Genomic DNA, 20,608 nt, shown 5'->3' with positions numbered 1-20,608 from the left:
ATCCATCAAACACCGTGAAAACGTAAAGCAATGATATCTACTTAAAGTATAAGTAGTTTTGAACACATTTACTATATCTATAGGATAGCTAAAATATAAGTATGTGCCCAACATTTCAACAATTTCACAACAAAAAAACATCCGGCACCATAAAAAATACTTTCATGGTGCCACGGCTGTCACGGCAATACCAACTATAACCGCAATGTTACCCACTCTTCTACACTAGCTAATGCGGAAGGAAGAGCGGCTACATCAGTCCCACCAGCCTGAGCCAGATCAGGACGTCCTCCTCCTTTACCTCCAACTTGTTGGGCAACAAAAGAGATTAAATCGCCTGCTTTTATTTTAGCAGTCAAATCCTTCGTTATACCAACAATTAGGCTGACTTTATCACCAGTCACGGTAGAAAGCACAATAATTGCTGATCCCAATTGATTTTTTAGATCATCAACCATCGTTCTGAGCATTTTCGGTTCTATATCACCTAATTGTGTCACCAGTAGACGAACACCTTGGATTTCCCTGGCTTGATTCGCCAAAGAGGAGCTTTCCTGAGCCGCTTGCTGAGATTTCAACTGTTGCAACTCTTTTTCCAATTGTTTCGTTCTGTCCAGTGTCGTTTTCACTTTCTCATTCAGGCTACTGATATCACCTTTCACCAGATGAGCAATGTCTTGCAGTAAATCAGCCTGCTGGTAGACAGAGTGTAGCGCAGTTTGCCCCGTAATGGCTTCAATACGGCGAATTCCTGCTGCTGTACCTGATTCACTGGATATACGGAACAACCCGATATCACCGGTGCGACTTGCATGAGTACCACCGCATAGTTCGGTAGAAAAACCGCCCATGCTAAGTACACGTACTTTTTCGTCATATTTCTCGCCAAACAGTGCCATAGCACCTTTGGCTTTTGCTTCTTCCAGCCCCATTAATTCTGTAACAATAGGTGAATTTTTGCGAATTTCTTCATTCACCAAGTTTTCGACTTGACGGATCTGTTCTGGCTTCATGGCCTCAAAGTGAGAGAAATCAAAGCGCAGATATTTATCATTGACCAAAGAACCTTTTTGGGCAACGTGTTCTCCCAAAATTTGACGTAATGCCGCATGTAACAAATGGGTCGCCGAGTGATTCAAACGGATCGCCTCTCTGCGTACCACATCAATTTCAGCATTAACTGTATGATTGACGCTCAAGCTACCCTTTGTCAATTTACCAATGTGACCAATTGCCTGAGCATATTTTTGTGTATCGAGAACCTCAAATACGCCATCGCCATTCGACAATTTACCCGTATCACCAACCTGTCCACCCGATTCAGCGTAGAAAGCGGTTTTATCAAGTATCACGATCGCTTCTTCACCGGCATGAATTTGCTCAACAGCCTGACCATTGCGGAAAATGGCGATAACAGCAGCTTGCTGTGAATGATGTTCATAACCACAAAAATCACTGCGTCCATCAACTTTGATCAATTCATTGTAATCTGTACCAAAGCCGCTGGATTCACGAGCACGGCGACGCTGGTTTTCCATCGCTGCATCAAAACCGGCTTCATCGACTTTGATGTTACGTTCGCGGCAAACATCCGCAGTCAGGTCAACCGGGAAACCATAGGTATCATACAAACGGAAAACAGTTTCACCGTCGAGGGTATCACCAGATAATCTAGCCAGCTCTTCATCCAGAAGCTGCAAACCACGTTCCAAGGTGCGAGCGAACTGTTCTTCTTCCGTTTTCAATACCTGCTCAACCAAAGCCTGTTGCTGTTTCAGCTCCTCACCCGCCGCCCCCATGAATTTGATGAGTGGTGCAACCAGTTTGTAGAAGAAGACTTCTTTTGCCCCCAACATATTACCATGACGAACAGCACGACGAATGATACGACGAAGTACATACCCACGGTTTTCATTGGACGGAATAACTCCATCGCAAATCAAGAATGCACATGCGCGGATATGGTCTGCAACAACACGCAGAGATTTATTGGTGAGATCGGTTGCCCCAGTCACTTCGGCAACCGAAGCAATTAAACTTTGGAATAGGTCAATTTCATAGTTGGAGTTAACGTGTTGCAAGACTGCGGTGACACGTTCCAGCCCCATACCGGTATCAACGGAAGGTTTTGGCAACGGTTCCATCGTGCCATCAGAATGGCGGTTAAACTGCATGAAAACGATGTTCCAAATTTCGATATATCTGTCACCGTCTTCTTCTGGGCTGCCTGGAGGGCCTCCCCAAATATGTTCACCGTGGTCGTAAAAAATTTCCGTACAAGGGCCGCATGGACCGGTATCCCCCATTTGCCAGAAATTATCTGACGCATAGGGAGCACCTTTGTTATCACCGATACGAATGATTCTTTCTGCCGGAACACCGACTTCTTTATGCCAGATGTCATAAGCCTCGTCGTCTGTCTCATAGACAGTCACCCACAGTTTTTCTTTTGGCAGACTAAACCACGCTTCGCTGGTCAGCAACTCCCATGCGTATTTAATGGCATCCTGTTTAAAATAATCGCCAAAACTGAAGTTACCCAACATCTCGAAGAAAGTGTGGTGGCGGGCTGTATAACCCACATTTTCTAAATCATTATGCTTACCGCCAGCACGAACACAGCGCTGAGCCGTTGTTGCTCTAGAATAAGGTCTATTATCCAATCCCAGAAAGACATCTTTGAACTGGTTCATCCCTGCGTTGGTGAACAACAATGTTGGATCATTAGTTGGCACCAACGAACTACTTGGTACTATCTGGTGCCCTTTAGTATGAAAAAAGTCAAGAAACGCTTGACGGATCTCAGCGGTGCTTTTGCTCATAATTGTCCCGAAATCAAGCTGAAAAAACAGATTTATGAATGGTTGAGGTGGTATATCGCATCACCATATCAACTCACGAATAAATTAAAGTAGGGTTAAGATAGAGTGTCTTCCATAAGAAGTAAAATCCCATATAAATCCATTCGCTTTTCAGCATTGTAATTCGTCTGGGGATTTTCTGAAAGTCTGTTGGTGACAGCAGTTTCAATACGCCTGTTTCAAAGATATTTATTTCTTCCATGAAAACAAAAACCACACCCGAAATAGGTGTGGTTTTTAAAAGCCAGATCAACTCTGTATTACGGATGAATATGGACGTTAATGCGTGAAATAAAAATCAAAATTCCTCGTTATTCACTTCTTCGCCATTGTCTTCATAATCTGTTACATAATCCACAGCCGCACTATTGAACTCCCCGGTATTATTCAACAGTAAATCACGTAGTTTCTTATCCAACTCGGACGCCATTTCTGGGTGTTCTTTCAGATAGTTAGTGGCATTGGCTTTACCTTGCCCAATTTTGTCGCCGTTATAGCTATACCACGCACCGGCTTTTTCCACCATTTTGTGTTTAACACCCAGATCGACTAACTCACCAAAAGTATTAATACCTTCACCGTAAAGAATTTGGAATTCAGCTTGTTTAAATGGCGCAGCAACCTTGTTCTTGACCACTTTCACCCGTGTTTCGCTACCAACCACTTCTTCGCCATTTTTCACCGAACCAGTACGGCGGATATCCAAACGGACAGAGGCGTAAAATTTCAGTGCATTACCACCGGTAGTGGTTTCAGGGTTACCAAACATCACACCAATTTTCATACGGATTTGGTTGATGAAGATCAACAGGGTATTCGAGTTTTTCAGGTTCCCCGCCAGTTTACGCATCGCTTGGCTCATCATACGCGCAGCCAAGCCCATATGAGAGTCGCCGATTTCACCTTCAATTTCGGCTTTTGGTGTTAATGCGGCAACAGAGTCAACAATGATCACATCGACAGCGCCAGAACGTGATAAGGCATCGCAAATTTCCAATGCCTGTTCACCCGTATCAGGCTGAGAACACAACAGATTATCAATATCTACACCCAGTTTTTTCGCATAAACCGGATCAAGAGCATGTTCGGCATCAATAAAAGCACAGGTTCTGCCTTCGCGCTGGGCAGCAGCAATAACTTGCAATGTCAGCGTTGTCTTACCGGAAGATTCTGGCCCATATATCTCAACAATACGGCCCATTGGTAAACCGCCTGCACCCAGTGCAATATCCAGTGACAAAGAACCGGTAGAGATCGTTTCAACATCCATTGAGCGGTTTTCACCCAAACGCATGATGGAACCTTTACCAAATTGTTTCTCAATTTGGCCCAGCGCCGCTGCCAGAGCCTTTTGTTTGTTTTCATCGTTAGCCATATTTACTCCTTCGCAAGCAATGAAGGGGCTGCCCCACTGCTGATAAACTGTTTCTGATACCAAAGTGCCGTATGATTATACTGTATAATCATACAGCATCAAGCTAATTTTTTATGATTTCTTCCAACAAAGTTTTTAAAGAAAAAATGACAGCTTGCAGACGCACCGAATTACGATCCCCCGAAAAATGCTGACGGTATGTCACAATCTGGATGTTTTCATCAAGGTAAAAAGCAAATCCAACCCAAACCGTGCCAGTCGGTTTTTCCTCGCTTCCCCCTTCTGGTCCGGCAATGCCGCTGACAGCAACAGAAACATCTGCCTTAGCGGCAATTAAGGCTCCTGCCGCCATTTCTTTTACGACCTGCTCACTTACCGCACCAAATTGCGTTAACGACGCGGGAGAAACCCCCAGCATTTCATGTTTAGCGTCATTACTGTAAGTCACGAAACCGCGATTAAAATAGGCCGAACTCCCCGCAATATCGGTAATCACTTTAGCTATCCAACCGCCGGTGCAAGATTCTGCACAGGTCACGGATAATTTTTTCTGTTTTAATCGCTTTCCAAGTTCAATACTAAGCTGATTCAGGATTTTTTCATCCATAACCGACCTTCAATTCTATAAGAAATTAATTTTTCCGAAGCAGATCCCAAATCCACAGACCGCCAATGGCCAAAGAAAGCAAGATCCCAAAACCCATGCCGACAGCAATCACCGAAGCGCCCAACATGATGGAAACGGAATATAGCCCCAGCATGACTAACATGGCGCTGTTTTCGCCCAGGTTTTGCACAGCAACCGCTTTACCTGCACCCATTGCCTGCTTGCCATGTTCTTGCAACAACGCATTTAGTGGCACGACGAAAAGCCCACCAAATACGCCGAGAACAATCAAAATCAAATAGGAAAATACGATGGATTGCTGAGTAACAAAAAAAATGACCATGATCCCAATTAAGATCCCGGCAGGCATACAGCGACGAACCGTTTTCAATGTAATAAACCGCGCAGCCATGCCAGCTCCAACAATGATACCAATAGCCACGACAGCATTCATCAATGTCGGGGTTGTATTGCCATCAATTCCCAGAACAACAGGAACCCATGCAACCAACAGGAAGCGCAGCGTAATACCGGCTCCCCAAAATAAACCAGTTCCCACTAATGAAAAGCGCGTTTCTTGATTACGCCAAAGTGAAGCACAAACTGTCATGAAATCCAGCAACATTTTTTTGGGATTCCAGCCTTTACCTTCACGAGCCGCAGCCAGACGGGGGATATAGAAATTAGCCACGACGGCGACACCATACAACAAGGCACAAAGCCCCAACGCCAGCACCAGGCTAATATCAGAAAGGAAACCACCGACGACTGAGCCAATCAGGATAGCGGCGATGGTCGAGGCCTCCATCATGCCATTGGCTTTGACCAAGCGCCTGCCATCGGTCAATTCCCCCAAAATCCCATACTTAGCAGGAGAATAGGCCGCCGCCCCAATTCCGACTAAGGTATATCCCAGAAAAGGGTTCATATCGATACAGATGCTGATGGCTCCAAGTAATTTGATGATATTAGAAAAGAGCATGACACGCCCTTTTGAAAACCGATCAGCAACTTGCCCCACAAAGGGGGCAAGTACGATATAAGTCAGGACAAACACAATTTGCAGGGCTGGCAAACTCCATTCAGGATAAGATTCCACCTTCAATTGGGCTAAGATCGCAAAAAACAGGGCATTGTCAGCAAACGCAGAGAGAAATTGCGACAATAATACAGCTTTCATTCCACGACTTAACAGTGGTTGTGTCTCCATAGTGGCATCCATTTCTTTACTCCTGTTCAGCCATTGTTCTGAGTGTGACAAAATCCGGTTTACCACTACCAAGCAATGGCAGTTGCTTCACATAACGAATATCTCGTGGAACCGACAGCTCAGGCATTCCTATTTCGCGGGCGACGCCCAGCATGGCATTTCTATTGAGTTTCGCATCGGTTGTGAACAATACCAGTGCCTCACCTTTACTGCGATCACTCCTGGCGGTAGCCGCATGCAGCGCATCAGTAGAAATGCGCGAGGCTATTTGTTCTACCGCTTCAAGAGAAACCATTTCCCCTGCAAGTTTGGCAAAGCGTTTCACTCGTCCTTTAATCGTGCAAAAACCCTCTTCATCAATGGAAACGATATCACCAGTATCATACCAGCCGACTTGATTGTTTCCTTCTGCATCTTCTGCGGAGGGTGGCTCCAAACGCTCAGGTGCTTCAACTCGCAGATATCCTTTCATGACATTTGGCCCACGTAGTTGCAAGCGGCCTCCTTCAATCCCCTGTACAGGTAGTAAACGCGCTTCCATACCGGGTAAGATCCGCCCGACGGTTCCCGTTTTTGCCGCCATCGGGACATTGATTGCCACTACCGGCGCACATTCCGTCACTCCATAACCTTCCAGGATACGGATACCAAATTTCTCCTGCCAAATGCGCTTGGTATTTTCTGACAGTTTTTCTGCTCCGGCTACCACATAACGCAGACGGACAAAATCATAAGGATGAGCAAAGCGGGCATAATTGTTCAAGAAAGTTGACGTTCCAAACAATACGGTACAATTACAATCATAGACCAGTTCAGGCACCACACGATAATGCAATGGGCTTGGATACAGGAATACGCGACTGCCCGTCATTAATGGCGTAAATAAACCCACGGTCAAACCAAAGGCATGAAACAGGGGTAAGGACGACATAAAACGGTCCAGTGGAGTAAAATCAGCCACGGTTTTTATCTGCTCAACGTTTGCCAACAGGCTGGCATGGCTGTGAACAACGCCTTTTGGTGCGCCTTCTGAACCTGATGTAAACAAGATCAAAGCATCATCATCCGGCTTTTGCGAAGCCAAAATGGCTTTGCTAGGGAAAACCAAATGCCACAATATCCAAAGCTTATCTTCCCGTGTGATAGTGTCTTTCAAATCTTCCAGATAGACCCAATTGGCCTCGGTTACCTGTTCTGGCAGATGAGTCAATTGCCCTTTTTCCAGAAATTGGCGGGATGTTACGATGGTTTTGATGGTTGCCGCCTGCATGGCATTCTTAATGCCACGGCTTCCTGCCGTATAGTTCAGAAGCGCCGGTACCCGCCCTTTTAATGAAGCGCCATAGATGGCAGCCGCCATCACCGTCGCATTTGGCAACAACAGACCAATACGTTCACCTTCTTGTGTAAAGCGCCCTAAGATTCGGCTAGTACCCAATATTTTTTTCAGTAATGAGTGATAGCTGTCTTCTTTAAAATTCACATCCTCAATGCAGGGTTTGAAGCGGCCAAAACGTTTTTGTGCGGTAAGATAAGCGCTGAACAACGTCTCTTCTGGACGCGTCTGCATTCTCACGTCCATCATAATGGCATGCAGGTGCTCTCCGGCTAAACGGCGGCGAGTTGTTGAATCAGAAGCATCCGGCATCGGCAAATCAACGGCAGGCAAAATCTTGAGGGTGATTTTCGGGAACCAATGCCGCTTCATAATTCCTTTTAACCGACCAAAAACCGTTTGTTCCGCCCCCTCAATCCGGATGGGTACGACTTTTGCACCTGATTTCGCGGCAATAAAAGCGGCTCCATCATAAATCTTCATCAAAGAGCCAGTCACGGTGATCCTGCCTTCGGGGAAAATCACTATTGGACGCCCTTTATCCACCTCTTTGACCAAGGTCCTGACGGCCATTGGATTGGTCGGGTCCAAAGGGACAACATCGGCATAAGGCTTGATAAATTTGAGAAAGCCACGGGTCGCGATATTAGAATAGACAGCGAATACTGGCTTTATCGGCAAGAATAGCCCAATTAACAGGCCATCCAGAAACGAAACATGATTGGGCGTAATAATACATTTGGGGTATTGTAACTGTTTACTATCACCTTCAACTGTTACCCTAAAGAGTATACGAACAAGTAATCGAATAAAATTTAAGAGCATATCCATATCTCAAATATAATTAAATAAAATTAAAGTGAGTAAATAGAGTGATACTATAAATTGTATAGGCCATCTGTTATATAAGATTTCCTTGCCGAATAGAAAATAAATTCAAACGCCCTTAATATATCAAATTAGTTTGTTTTTCTGGCCTAAGATATAAGATTTAACGCGAGATACGATATCTTCTGTTGCAAGATTGGCATTGACGATAAAATTGGCACACTCTCGGTATAAAGGTTCTCTTTCAACCAGTATTCCTTCCATTTCTTCGATGATGGACTTCCCTGTCAGGCTGGGACGCTGTGAATTCTCTGGATTGAGGGACAACCGTTGGCTTAAAACTTCCGCGGAAGCTTGTAAATAAATCACAACGCCATTTTGTCGCATATATTGGCGATTCTCAAGCGACAATATCATTCCCCCACCGGTTGAAATAACATGTTCACTCTGGCTAACCGCTTGCAACGTCTGGCTTTCCAATGTCCTGAAATGCTCCCAGCCATGTTGTTCAACCAGATCAGCTATCGTCATTTTACTTATAGCCTGAATACTTTCATCGGTGTCAACAAATTTATACGACAATGCCTCAGACAACAACTTACCTATTGTCGTCTTCCCTGCACCTCGTGCACCTACGATGAATAGAGTTTGTTTCATTTCATTATTTTCCTGAAGAGTCATTTTGCCGAAGAGTCTATAAAATTAAGCCTAAACATAAAGTATATACCCTATAAACTTCAAGTTGCAGCTCACAAGGCGAAAGCAATTGATTATCTCCCCGCGTTGCGGGGAGATAATCAATGCATCTTGAATATGACGAGCATAGTAACCAAATGTTTACACTGGTGTAAAAAGGTATTTTTGATGGCGCAAAAAGTCACACTTAACATTAAGTGTGACCCAACATAGTTCAACAAGATTCTAATTAAAGTAAGATGGGTTAGCGGCGAGGCAAATAATCACCATAACCAACCCACTTATAAGTTGTCAGTGCATCGAGCCCCATCGGGCCACGGGAGTGTAATTTCTGGGTACTGACAGCCACTTCTGCGCCCAAACCAAATTGCCCCCCATCAGTAAAGCGCGTGCTGGCATTCACATAGACCGCGGCTGAATCCACATGGCGCACAAAGTAATCAGCCTGCGCCAAAGATTCCGTCAGGATGGCATCAGAGTGGGCGGTGCCATAAGTACGAATGTGTTCAATAGCGTGGTCAATATCACTGACAATGGCCACATTCATATCCAAAGACAGCCATTCATCACAGTAATCGGCTTCTGCCACTTCAACGACGGTTGCCGGACCCTCTTTCAGCAATACCATCGCTGATTTGCTGGCGTGCAATGTCACTTCCTGCTCTTTCATTTTACTGCTCAAAACGGGCAGGAAATCGGCGGCTATTTTTTCATGGACTAATAACGTTTCCAGTGAATTACAGGCACTTGGACGCTGAACTTTCGCATTGGTAATGATTTCCAGCGCTTTTTCAATATTGATGGTTTCATCCACAAATGTGTGACAAACCCCAATCCCGCCCGTGATCACAGGGATCGTTGATTGTTCCCGGCACAATTTATGCAACCCTGCCCCGCCACGCGGGATCAGCATATCGACATAACGATCCATTTTCAGCAATGCAGCAACTAATTCACGATCGGGTTTATTGATCGCCTGAACCGCAGCAGCCGGCAAACCACTTTGCTCCAGTGCCTGCTGTATAACTTTAACCATCGCTTGATTAGTATGGTGAGTCTCTTTGCCGCCACGCAGTATCACGGCATTACCGGTTTTCAGGCATAACGATGCCACATCAATGGTCACATTCGGCCGGGCTTCATAAATCACGCCAATCACGCCCAAAGGAACCCGGCGACGGCTCAATTGCAACCCATTATCCAATAATTGCCCATCAATGACTTGCCCTACCGGATCAGCCAAACGGCAGACCTGGCGCACGTCATTGGCGATAGCATTCAGCCGTTCAGGTGTCAGTAATAACCGATCGAGCAGCGCCTCACTCATTTCCTGTTCGCGGGCTTGCTGCATATCGTGCTGGTTGGCAGCCAGGATCACGGCCATTTCGCTCTCCAACAAATCAGCAATGTGATTCAACGCTTGGTTTTTCTGCTTGGTACTTAATTGCGCCAACTGCCACGATGCGGCTTTGGCCGCTTTTCCCATCTGCTCTAGCATGGTGAAATCCTTAACTCACGATCAATTCATTAAATGACGATCAAATCGTCACGGTGAACCGCCACAGCGCCATATTCATAACCCAGTATCTGGCTAATTTGCTGTGAATGGTGGCCGGCAATCAGGCGTAAAGCATCACTGTTGTAACGGCATACGCCATGAGCCAAATCTTTGCCTGATAAACTACGAATGCAGATGACTTCACCGCGGGAAAAATCACCTTTAACGTTTTTGATCCCCTTGGGCAGCAACGAACTGCCTTTCCCAATAATCGCCGCTTCTGCACCATGATCGACAATAATTTCCCCGGCCGGCGGTGCGCCAAAGATCCAACGCTTGCGATTCTCCATTGGGCTAGCCAGACCATGAAAGCGTGTCCCAACCGGTTTTCCGTCAATAACATCAGCAATCACGCCCGGCCGGTTACCTGCGGCAATAATCACATCAATGCCGGCACGCCCCGCCACGCCCGCCGCCTGAAGTTTTGTTGCCATTCCACCCGTACCTAAACCCGAAACACTGTCCCCGGCCATCATTTTCAGTTCATCACTGATGTCATGGACTTCAGCGATCAATGTTGCATCCGGGTTACTACGGGGATCGGCGGTATAAAGCCCTGCGATGTCGGTCAGAAGCAATAACTTATCTGCACTGCCCAGAATAGCCGCCAGCGCAGACAGATTATCATTGTCACCCACTTTAATTTCTGCTGTCGCCACGGCATCGTTTTCATTAATGATGGGAACAATGTGATTATCCAGCAAAGCCTGAAGGGTATCCCTCGCATTCAGGAAGCGTTCACGATCTTCCAAATCCGCACGGGTCAGAAGCATTTGCCCGACATGGATACCATAAATCGAAAAAAGCTGTTCCCACAGTTGGATCAAACGACTTTGCCCAACCGCGGCCAACAACTGTTTTGAAGCGATGGTTGCCGGCAGATCAGGATAGCCTAAATGTTCGCGTCCGGCGGCAATTGCCCCGGAAGTCACAATAATAATGCGGTGGCCTTTTTCATGCTGTTGGGCACACTGACGAACCAGTTCCACAATGTGGGCACGATTCAAACGACGAGAGCCACCAGTCAATACACTCGTCCCCAGTTTCACAACCAATGTTTGGCTGCCATTCATCATATTTCTGCCATTACTGTTATATAAAATTTCATCATAGTGAGAGCTTGCAATCTTGTCCCGCGCGCCGCCGGGACAAGATTGACTCCTGTCATTTTGAAACGCTATTTAATTTGAAAAAAATAATTTGAAAAAAACCGTGTTCAGTTTTAACAGGAGAGAGGCGTTATGCCAACTGACATAACGCAATATTTAAAAAAAGCAGGTTAAAAACAAACTCATGCCATAACTTGTGTTTGAAGGGTGGCCGTGTTCTCGGAGGGGATTAATCTCAGTTTAAGCGTGTCAAAAGAGTCAGACAGACGTTTGTGGAATGACTGCAAAGTGGATTCAAGGTGCTCAAGATCGGCTCTTTTTTTAATACTCATGGCACACCATTCACCTTTTTTATCAAATAAGCCTATCTGATAATGATAAACAAATCCCTGATCCTGCTCTTGTAACTCTAGCCACCATCCCCAAAATTCACGTTTATCTGGTGCCACTTTTGCACTAACGCAAACAGCTAAACAGTCAAAGAAAAAATAACCATTTTGGCATTTTAATTCACGTACATACGGCCCTAATGCAGAAAAACTCTTCAACAACCTATTTTTAGAATAACTTGCAGGTAAAGTCATACAAAGGTCTCCTTATATACAGAACACCTTTGTATCAAACGATTAAAAAATATCAAGTAATAAATTTTATTTTATAAAACTTTATCTTTCAACCATACACTTATTTCGTGTAATGCCTTATTGAAACCACTATAAACGGATGTCGCAGGGATCGCCCGCAATGAACCCTCCATTGAGGACATGGCGATTAATTTCGAGTCTTTCCGTGGACTGAAAATATCATCTTCCCAATACACCGAAAGCATGGGCACAGTACAACGGCGCCCCAACAACCCTTGTTTTTTCAACGAATAACAGTTCAGCTCTGCACGCAATCGCTCTTCATCAACGTGATAAATACCCAAGCGGCTGGCCAATACGTCGATATACATTGACGGAATTTTCTGCTGTAATTTTTCATTATGCAGTAGTTCATGGACAATCGGACCGACTACCGCGACGCCTTTAACCAGTTTCGGTTCCAGATAGGCAAGACGGACCGCGATATTCGCGCCAAAACGAAAGCCAAATACACCGACACGGGTATGGTCAATCCACGGCACGCTATTTAACTGTTGCAAAACTTGTTGATGAAGGGCGCAGGTATCCTGCGTCAAGGGAAATTTGGCGGAATAACCAACAGACGGCATATCCACCGTTAACATGGCAAAGCCAAGAGGCGAGAAGTGTTCACGGAATAATCGCCAGCAATCACTCTGTACATTATCAAGGCTGGCACAAACTAATATCGTTGGGCAAGGCCCCTGTACGTGGGCAGGCAGGTGCAATAATCCCGTAACGCTTTTGCCGCCTTCCAACTGGAATTCCAATTTTTTCAATTCATAGTCAGAAAAACGCGCGGCGTTTTCATAGGCTTTATTCGCCAGCACAATAGCCTGATCGGCCAGTTCATCACCGCGTAAATGCGGATAAGCGGCAATACTGTATAACGTTGCGGCCTTTAACCAACATGATCCGGCTTTTTCTGCATCTTCCGTATCCAACGCTTCCTGTTGCCAGTACATGGCCTGTTGAGACCATTCAAATGCCCAGTTTCCTTTACGATAGCCGATCACAGTATCCAACAAATGTTCAGTACTGCGCTCGGCATCTGTCACGGCAATCCGGCTGAGGACATCTTGGATCTCCAGCGGATTGACACCCCTCCAGATCCAAGCGAGCCAATTGATCATTCGATACCAACGCTCGCGGCGCTCTCCACCAAGCAGACTATCACTGGCAATAATAGACTGTGGGTGAATATATTTCACCAGTGTAGAGGTTTCCCGATGCTTAAGCCGAGGCTTAAACAACGATTCTGAAAGGTTTTGTTTAGTCATGACAAAAGAAAAATTTTACTGCTTATCACAAATAGGTTTATCACAAATAGGTGGAACGAACATCACGCCCATATCCCACGGTTGCTCAATCCAAGTGTTTTGGGGAATATCAACAACATAATCATTCACAAGCGGGCGCCCCGCGGGTTTGGCAAAAATCGTGACAAAGTGGGCTTTCGGATACATGTCACGGATAGCCTGAGCCGTGCCTCCGGTATCAACCAGATCATCGACAACAATGAAACCTTCACCGTCACCTTCCGCTTTTTTCAATACTTTCAACTCGCGCTGATTATCGTGATCATAGCTGGAAATGCAGACAGTATCGACATGACGGATACCCAATTCACGCGCCAGTAACGCCCCCGGAACCAGGCCACCACGGCTAACGGCAATAATGCCTTTCCACTGTTCTACAGGAAGTAAACGTTGCGCCAATTGACGGGCATGTATTTGCAACATATCCCACGTTACAACATATTTTTCACTCATAAAATTAAATCCTGGAAACTAAAGAATATTTCAGAAAAGCGTTTTTTTGCGGAAAAAAGTTGCGCGAGATTATAGTGATTTGAACAGACAAAAACCAGCAAAAACAAGGTAAGGCCTCATTCTAACTGCCCATTGCCGACAATAAAATGATATTCTCCAGCGTGGCATGGACATTAAGGCAACACAAATGACAGGAACGCCCTAATGTGTCAAACATTACCCTTTTCTTCTCACCAAGATACTGTTACAGGAGATCCGCCGTGTCCGAATTATCAACCTTATCCCCCCAACCACTGTGGGATATTTTTGCCCAAATCTGCGCTATTCCTCACCCTTCCTATCACGAAGAAGCCCTCGCATCCCATATCATTGAGTGGGCAAAAAGCAAAGAGTTCCATGTAGAACGGGATGACGTGGGCAATATTTTGATCAGAAAGCCCGCTTCAAAAGGCATGGAAAATCGCAAGGCTGTTGCACTTCAAGCGCACCTTGATATGGTTCCACAGAAAAATAACGATACCCAACACGATTTCACCCAAGATCCTATCCGCCCTTATATTGATGATGATTGGGTCACGGCTGATGGGACAACGTTGGGCGCGGATAACGGTATCGGCATGGCTTCCGCTCTGGCGATATTGGCGGACGAATCGGTCAAACATGGCCCCTTGGAAGTTTTACTGACCATGACTGAAGAAGCCGGCATGGATGGTGCATTTGGTCTTAAAGCTGGCTGGCTGCAAGCGGATATTCTGATCAATACCGATTCAGAAGAAGAGGGTGAAATTTACATGGGTTGTGCGGGTGGCATTGATTTTGTCACGACATTACCCCTGTCCCGTGAAGCCCTGCCGGCTAACTACAAGACCTTGCAACTGACGATTAAAGGATTAAAAGGGGGTCACTCCGGCGGCGATATCCATCTGGGATTGGGCAACGCCAACAAATTACTGGCGCGTTTCCTGGCGATGTATGCCGATGAGTTAGCACTGAAATTAATCCATCTGCAAGGTGGAACCCTGCGCAATGCCATCCCTCGTGAAGGTTCTGCCGTGATTGCGGTGCCTGCCGGTCAAGTTGAAAAGCTGTATCAGTTGAAAGATCACTATCTGGAAACATTGCAAAACGAATACGCGGTTGTTGAACACCATCTCACCCTCCTGCTGGATGAAACCGAAGCCTCATCGCAACCATTAACAGCGGATTGCCAGACTCGCTTTGTATCCTTGCTCAATAGTATGCCTAATGGCGTTATTCGGATGAGTGATGTCGCCAAAGGGGTGGTAGAAACGTCACTGAACGTGGGTGTTGTGACGATGGATGAAGAGAAAGCTGAGGTTATTTGCCTAATCCGTTCACTGATCGAAAGTGGAAAGGATTATGTTGTTGAAATGTTGCATTCTCTGGCAAAACTGTCTGGTGCAGAAACCGTCGCAAGCGGCAGCTATCCCGGCTGGCAGCCTGATGCCGATTCGCCCATCATGCATTTAGTTCGTGAAACTTATCACCAACTCTTCGATAAGACGCCAAATATCATGGTGATCCATGCCGGATTGGAGTGTGGCCTGTTCAAAAAACCCTATCCTGATATGGACATGGTCTCTATCGGCCCAACGATTCGGAGGGCTCACTCCCCTGATGAGAAAGTTCATATTAAAAGCGTCGGTCAATATTGGCAGCTACTCACTGCCATTCTGAAAGCGATTCCGGCCAAGGAATAAAAAATAATCGAAAATAGGTTGTCTCTCCCCTGCCATCAGCTTGTGGGGGAGATTCTGCGCCTCACCATTCCAATAACCTTACCATTCCAATAAAAGCTGACGTTCCAATTGTGGATTTTGTAATGTCACATGCAGCCCAACCAACCTGACTCCCCGGCCTACCCTGCGTGTTTCCCAAGCCTGTTTTGCAACCTGAATCAGATCGTGTTTATCCAGCATAGGATGGACGTGCTCCTGTGTCGTCAATTGAAAATCATCAAACTTCAATTTGATACCCTGACGGGCAATTCGAAAATCAGGTTTTACCTTTTCCAGCCGTCTTTCCAGCTCAGGATAAAGTTTTTCAATCAGTTCAACACACTCGTCCCACTCATAAATATCCTGCGCCAAGGTTTTTTCCACTCCGACAGATTTACGCAAGCGCTCAGGCGTAATTTGTCTCTCATCAATGCCGTGGCAGCGCTCCCAAAGCACCAGACCAAACTTACCCAAGCTTTTTATTAACGCCAACTTATCGTATCGCTGAACATCAGAGCAGGTTTCTAATCCCATGCCTGACAGGCGCTTTGCCGTGACTTTGCCGACACCGGGAATTTTGCGTAATGGCAGCGAATTAACAAAAGTTTCGACCTGTTCGGGGGAGATAACATATTGCCCATTAGGTTTATTGATATCAGAGGCTATCTTGGCTAAAAACCTGACCGGTGCCACACCCGCAGAGGCGGTTAACTGCAATTCATCAAAAATGACCTGACGGATTTCCTGGGCAATCAACGTGGCGGAGCCGTGGCAATAACGGCAATTCGTCACATCCAGATAGGCTTCATCCCAGGAAAGCGGTTCGATCAATTCAGTGTAGCGGGAAAAAATTTGACGGATATGTTGAGAGACTTCTTTATAAAGCGCCATCCTGCCGGGGATGACTTTCAATTGAGGACAAAGTTTTAATGCCATTGCCGTGGACATCGCACTGTGCACCCCAAAACGGCGGGCGGGATAATTTGCCGTACTAATGACCCCCCTTCGATCAGCACTTCCGCCGACTGCAATCGGAATGTTGCGGAGTGATGGATTATCCCGCATTTCAATGGCAGCAAAAAAGCAATCCATATCAATATGAATAATTTTGCGCATTTGATCTCCCCATGCCAGATTACTGTATAAATATACACAGAGAGATGATAAAACTCTAGCTAAATAAATAACTACATCTTAAATATTATTAAGATGAAAAAGTCACCACAATAAATTAAAAAACAAATATCAATATATCCGCTATAAATTGCAAGTTTCAACTCGCAAGACGAAATTCGCTTATTATCGCCCCTAACTTATCCTGCTAATGAATTCTATGATAAAAGTGACATAAATACATTTTAGCTGTACCATTTCTGAAATTTATAAATAAACAAGGTTATCAATAAAGATAAGGGTAACAATGAAAAATAATATTTCATTTTTTCTATATCAAATCTCTGATATCTTATTCACCTCCTCGACAAGAGCATTTGGTATGCTGTTTTCCTGGTGGATGATTGAAGTGCTCAATCTGGATTTCCAACTTGGGTGGTTTATTTTCTCATCCTGGTTTTTCCAAGTCTTATTTCTCGTCTTCATGAGTGATCTTGGCGACAGGTTCAATAAAAAAAATGTCGTATTGCTCTGTATCATCCCAACGACATTGCTTTTTATTCTTGCTAACTTTATAGATAAAAATTTATACATCCCATTAGGCATTATATTTATTTTTGCTTCTATTTCAGCCATCCTTATCCAACCCATTGGCACAAGCATTCTGCCAGAAATTAGTGATAAGAATAAATTAGAGTCTGCCTTTAAATATCGGGGCATTGTTAACTCGGTTAACATTATACTTGGCCCTGCCATATCGGGTATTGTCATTCACTATTTAAATATCAATGGCGCTCTGATGTTTATTGCTTTAATGTCACTTTCATCAATTATTGGTTTTTACTTTATCAAGAGCCAACAACAAGAAAAACCGTTACAACAACATAAAAGTCATATAGGCAGTATTAAAATCATTACTAAAAACCCGACAGAAGCAAGTTTAGTGATTGTTGCTGCCTTTTTTAATTTCACTGTTGTGCCATTAGTCTCCTATATCACCCCACTGATTATCATCAATGAATTTAAACTCAGTGCCTTACAAGTGGGAATTGCCGAAGCTACATTTGGTCTGGGTATGATGATTGGCAGTACCCTTATTATTAGATATATGAATAAAGTTTTCTGCAAAGCGCACAGTGCTTTTATTTCAGCACTTACAATAGCTGTCTGTATAACCGGAATATCTACGGCAACCTCATTAATTGGGTTATGCAGTTATATGTTAATCTGCGGAATCGGTTTAGTGATTTATAATATCAATACCACCTCAATTCGCTGCCTTGCCACACCAGAATCGCACCGTAATACGATGGAATCTAAATTCCTGGCCATTTGTATTATTTCAATCCCATTGGGAATGATCTCTGCCACCTATATGGTAGAAAGCTATGATATCAGAATTTTATTAATCATTTTTTCTGCCTTAATGGGATTAATCTCATTCCTGGTGTTATTTTCACCCAAATATGTAGAAATATCAAAAATGCCAGAATCTCAATTAAATGGTTACTACGGGAAAATCTATCCTGAGGCTTATCAAGTAAAAAATGGGTAATAACCGTATAGACTCACCGTACTTCAAGATACATTTATTATCTCCCCACAGTGCGGGGAGATAATCAGCGGTTTTCGTCTTGCGAGTGGCAACGTTACCCTCAATTCGGAAAAATCAGGGTTTGTCCCGGTGCTTCGCGATTAAGGTGGATAAAATTAAGATGTTTTTCATAATGATCAAGAATATCGCTGATGATTTGCTCTTTGGTATAATCCATTAAATCATTACCTTGTGTTCCTTCTATCAAGAAAGTTTCCAGCCGATAATAGTAAGATTTTCCCGCTCTTGCCCGATAAGTAAACCCAGGGACAGAATAGCGTTGTGGCCAAATCTGATAGACAAAATTCTGTTCATCGCCCAAATCAACAATCAGCTCAAGTGGGTTCAGCCGGCGATCCTCTTCCGGCGGCAGGGCATTAAACTGCACTTTCGCCCCGCGCACCACCAGCTCCTTGGCAACGTCCAACATGGCCGGACGGCATACGCTATCCAGCATGCGTTGGGTATTTTTCGTACCCGGAAAATGCATCATACGGCTTAGGCGTTGTTTCCAGTTCAAAGAACCATTGTCATGAACAAGCGTAGGTGAAGCGTTGTGCAACGCACTGGCCTTACGGAAATCTTCTACCCGCAAGGATTTGTACAGCCCCGCCATCACAAAAAACATCACAAAACTAAAAGGTAACCCCATAATAACCGTGGTATTTTGCAAAGCAGAAATGCCATTCGTCATCAGAATGCCCAATGTTAATACCCCGATCGCCACAGACCAGAAAACGCGCAACCAATTTGGCGCGTCATTATTGATATCACTCAGGTTTGAGGTGAAATTACCCAACACCAATGAGCCAGAGTCCGCCGATGTGACATAAAACAGCAATCCGGTAATGGTGGCAACCGAAGCACTGAACGTAAATGCCGGATAAAATGACAGCAGACGATAAAAACCTTGTTCTGGATGTTGCAGCACGGTTTCAGCTAATTGGCGATTACCATGAAGAATTTCATACAACGCGCTGTTACCAAAAATCGACAGCCACAACAGCGTAAAAACGAAGGGAATAACTAATGTTCCCGTCACAAACTGGCGAATAGTTCTGCCACGGGAAATGCGTGCCAAAAACAATCCCACAAATGGCGACCAGGCGACCCACCATGCCCAGAAAAACAGCGTCCAGTTATTCATCCATTCAGTGGGACGTTCAAAGGCAAAACTGTTCAGCGTCATGCCCATGAAACGGCTGATATAATCCCCGACGTTCTGCACCAATCCGTTAAGCAGGAATTCCGTATCGCCCATAAATAAAAGAAACAAAACCAGACCAAGAGCCAGCAGTACATTCAATTCGGACAAAAACCGAATGCCTTTGTTGACGCCGGAAGTCACCGAAATGATGGCTATCACCACCGACAATAATATCAATCCTCCCTGAACCCCCAATCCTTGCGATAATCCGAACAGGACTTTCAGGCCATAATTCAATTGCACGACGCCAATTCCCAACGTCGTGGCAATGCCAAATATTGTCCCTATGACTGCCGCGATATCCACCGTATGGCCGATGAAGCCTTTAATGCGGTGACCAAAAATAGGATAAAGTGCTGAGCGGATCGTCAGCGGCAAGTTATAACGATAGCTAAAATATCCCAGTGCAATGCCCATCAAAGCGTACATCGCCCAGCCCGTCAGGCCATAGTGGAACAGCGTCCACACCATCGCCTGACGAGCTGCTTCAATGGTTTCCCCTTGGCCCGTTGGCGGCCGCATATATTGCGTGACAGGTTCAGCCACCGAGAAAAACATCAAGTCAATGCCTATCCCTGCGGCAAACAGCATCGCCGCCCAACTCAGTAAACTGAATTCCGGCTTGGATTGCTCTGGACCCAATTTGATTGAACCAAAACGGGAAGACGCAACAAAAACCACAAAGACAATGTAAAGCGTTGCCGCCAGTAAATAGTACCAACCAAACGTTTTAGATACCCAATTCAGGGTGTTTTTTATCCAGACACTGGTTGCCTCAGTGAAAAAAATCGTGAACAGAGAAAATGCAATAATCAGTCCGGCAGAGGTGAAAAAAACAACAGAATTCAGGGTATCCTTCTGAGTATTTTTTGGACTGTCTTGTATGTTCATAGGCAGTTCCTGAAATGAAGATAATTAAAAAATGCAAAAAGCATAACTCATGTAACAATTTGAATATTAAATAAATTTTAAGACATGTT

General features: G+C 44.9%; 15 protein-coding genes. 2 read left to right on the top strand and 13 right to left on the bottom strand.

The annotated features are described in order from the left end of the window. Positions 1 to 194 precede the first annotated feature (194 nt). From alaS to gpt, 11 genes are all read right to left on the bottom strand, one after another. Complete coding sequence (alaS, locus tag XDD1_RS05570; RefSeq protein WP_045969434.1) at positions 195 to 2,822, bottom strand: alanine--tRNA ligase; 2,628 nt, start codon at positions 2,820 to 2,822, stop codon at positions 195 to 197. 337 nt (positions 2,823 to 3,159) lie between these two features. Next, positions 3,160 to 4,236, bottom strand: a complete 1,077-nt coding sequence (recA, locus tag XDD1_RS05565) for a recombinase RecA (protein ID WP_045969432.1) — start codon at positions 4,234 to 4,236, stop codon at positions 3,160 to 3,162. 103 nt (positions 4,237 to 4,339) lie between these two features. Next, positions 4,340 to 4,843 (bottom strand): nicotinamide-nucleotide amidase, encoded by a 504-nt coding sequence (pncC, locus tag XDD1_RS05560; RefSeq protein ID WP_045969430.1) that lies wholly within the window; start codon positions 4,841 to 4,843, stop codon positions 4,340 to 4,342. A 25-nt stretch (positions 4,844 to 4,868) separates the two neighbouring features. Then, complete coding sequence (gene lplT / locus XDD1_RS05555; RefSeq protein ID WP_045969428.1) at positions 4,869 to 6,065, bottom strand: lysophospholipid transporter LplT; 1,197 nt, start codon at positions 6,063 to 6,065, stop codon at positions 4,869 to 4,871. A gap of 4 nt (positions 6,066 to 6,069) precedes the next feature. Continuing rightward, positions 6,070 to 8,214 carry a bifunctional acyl-ACP--phospholipid O-acyltransferase/long-chain-fatty-acid--ACP ligase gene (gene aas / locus XDD1_RS05550; protein WP_045969426.1) on the bottom strand — a complete coding sequence of 715 codons (2,145 nt, stop codon included), beginning with the start codon at positions 8,212 to 8,214 and terminating at the stop codon, positions 6,070 to 6,072. Positions 8,215 to 8,343: 129 nt separating this feature from the next. Continuing rightward, a complete protein-coding gene (aroL, locus tag XDD1_RS05545; RefSeq protein ID WP_045969424.1) occupies positions 8,344 to 8,874 on the bottom strand; it encodes a shikimate kinase AroL in 531 nt (176 codons plus the stop codon). Between the two features lie 283 nt (positions 8,875 to 9,157). After that, a complete protein-coding gene (gene proA / locus XDD1_RS05535) occupies positions 9,158 to 10,411 on the bottom strand; it encodes a glutamate-5-semialdehyde dehydrogenase (protein WP_045969419.1) in 1,254 nt (417 codons plus the stop codon). A gap of 29 nt (positions 10,412 to 10,440) precedes the next feature. Beyond that, complete coding sequence (gene proB / locus XDD1_RS05530) at positions 10,441 to 11,544, bottom strand: glutamate 5-kinase (protein WP_045973352.1); 1,104 nt, start codon at positions 11,542 to 11,544, stop codon at positions 10,441 to 10,443. 218 nt (positions 11,545 to 11,762) lie between these two features. After that, positions 11,763 to 12,164 (bottom strand): sigma factor-binding protein Crl, encoded by a 402-nt coding sequence (crl, locus tag XDD1_RS05525; RefSeq protein WP_045969417.1) that lies wholly within the window; start codon positions 12,162 to 12,164, stop codon positions 11,763 to 11,765. 71 nt (positions 12,165 to 12,235) lie between these two features. Then, positions 12,236 to 13,483: an esterase FrsA gene (frsA, locus tag XDD1_RS05520; RefSeq protein WP_045969415.1), complete on the bottom strand. Its 1,248-nt coding sequence runs from the start codon at positions 13,481 to 13,483 to the stop codon at positions 12,236 to 12,238. Positions 13,484 to 13,498: 15 nt separating this feature from the next. Further along, positions 13,499 to 13,975, bottom strand: a complete 477-nt coding sequence (gene gpt / locus XDD1_RS05515) for a xanthine phosphoribosyltransferase (RefSeq protein WP_045969413.1) — start codon at positions 13,973 to 13,975, stop codon at positions 13,499 to 13,501. A gap of 260 nt (positions 13,976 to 14,235) precedes the next feature. Here gpt and pepD point away from each other — a divergent pair, with 260 nt between their 5' ends. After that, the gene (gene pepD / locus XDD1_RS05510; RefSeq protein WP_045969411.1) at positions 14,236 to 15,696 is read left to right on the top strand and encodes a beta-Ala-His dipeptidase; all 1,461 of its coding nucleotides are present in this window, start codon (positions 14,236 to 14,238) and stop codon (positions 15,694 to 15,696) included. A gap of 78 nt (positions 15,697 to 15,774) precedes the next feature. Here the strand turns inward: pepD and dinB are convergent, their stop codons facing one another. Continuing rightward, complete coding sequence (gene dinB / locus XDD1_RS05505) at positions 15,775 to 16,830, bottom strand: DNA polymerase IV (RefSeq protein ID WP_045969410.1); 1,056 nt, start codon at positions 16,828 to 16,830, stop codon at positions 15,775 to 15,777. A 304-nt stretch (positions 16,831 to 17,134) separates the two neighbouring features. Here dinB and XDD1_RS05500 point away from each other — a divergent pair, with 304 nt between their 5' ends. Next, a complete protein-coding gene (locus XDD1_RS05500) occupies positions 17,135 to 18,382 on the top strand; it encodes an MFS transporter (RefSeq protein WP_045969408.1) in 1,248 nt (415 codons plus the stop codon). Between the two features lie 100 nt (positions 18,383 to 18,482). Here the strand turns inward: XDD1_RS05500 and XDD1_RS05495 are convergent, their stop codons facing one another. Further along, positions 18,483 to 20,519 (bottom strand): choline transporter, encoded by a 2,037-nt coding sequence (locus tag XDD1_RS05495; RefSeq protein ID WP_045969406.1) that lies wholly within the window; start codon positions 20,517 to 20,519, stop codon positions 18,483 to 18,485. Between the last annotated feature and the right edge of the window lie 89 nt (positions 20,520 to 20,608).

The organism is Xenorhabdus doucetiae, assembly GCF_000968195.1.
Taxonomy (GTDB): domain Bacteria; phylum Pseudomonadota; class Gammaproteobacteria; order Enterobacterales; family Enterobacteriaceae; genus Xenorhabdus; species Xenorhabdus doucetiae.
Note: the sequence above shows the minus strand (reverse complement) of the source record. Positions and strands in the feature narration are given on the sequence as shown.

Bases quoted from the DNA above. Each gene is read 5' to 3' on its own strand.
- alaS (WP_045969434.1), bottom strand. From the start codon at position 2,822: ATGAGCAAAAGCACCGCTGAGATCCGTCAAGCGTTTCTTGACTTTTTT.
- recA (WP_045969432.1), bottom strand. From the start codon at position 4,236: ATGGCTAACGATGAAAACAAACAAAAGGCTCTGGCAGCGGCGCTGGGC.
- pncC (WP_045969430.1), bottom strand. From the start codon at position 4,843: ATGGATGAAAAAATCCTGAATCAGCTTAGTATTGAACTTGGAAAGCGA.
- lplT (WP_045969428.1), bottom strand. From the start codon at position 6,065: ATGGATGCCACTATGGAGACACAACCACTGTTAAGTCGTGGAATGAAA.
- aas (WP_045969426.1), bottom strand. From the start codon at position 8,214: ATGCTCTTAAATTTTATTCGATTACTTGTTCGTATACTCTTTAGGGTA.
- aroL (WP_045969424.1), bottom strand. From the start codon at position 8,874: ATGAAACAAACTCTATTCATCGTAGGTGCACGAGGTGCAGGGAAGACG.
- proA (WP_045969419.1), bottom strand. From the start codon at position 10,411: ATGCTAGAGCAGATGGGAAAAGCGGCCAAAGCCGCATCGTGGCAGTTG.
- proB (WP_045973352.1), bottom strand. From the start codon at position 11,544: ATGAATGGCAGCCAAACATTGGTTGTGAAACTGGGGACGAGTGTATTG.
- crl (WP_045969417.1), bottom strand. From the start codon at position 12,164: ATGACTTTACCTGCAAGTTATTCTAAAAATAGGTTGTTGAAGAGTTTT.
- frsA (WP_045969415.1), bottom strand. From the start codon at position 13,483: ATGACTAAACAAAACCTTTCAGAATCGTTGTTTAAGCCTCGGCTTAAG.
- gpt (WP_045969413.1), bottom strand. From the start codon at position 13,975: ATGAGTGAAAAATATGTTGTAACGTGGGATATGTTGCAAATACATGCC.
- dinB (WP_045969410.1), bottom strand. From the start codon at position 16,830: ATGCGCAAAATTATTCATATTGATATGGATTGCTTTTTTGCTGCCATT.
- XDD1_RS05500 (WP_045969408.1), top strand. From the start codon at position 17,135: ATGAAAAATAATATTTCATTTTTTCTATATCAAATCTCTGATATCTTA.
- XDD1_RS05495 (WP_045969406.1), bottom strand. From the start codon at position 20,519: ATGAACATACAAGACAGTCCAAAAAATACTCAGAAGGATACCCTGAAT.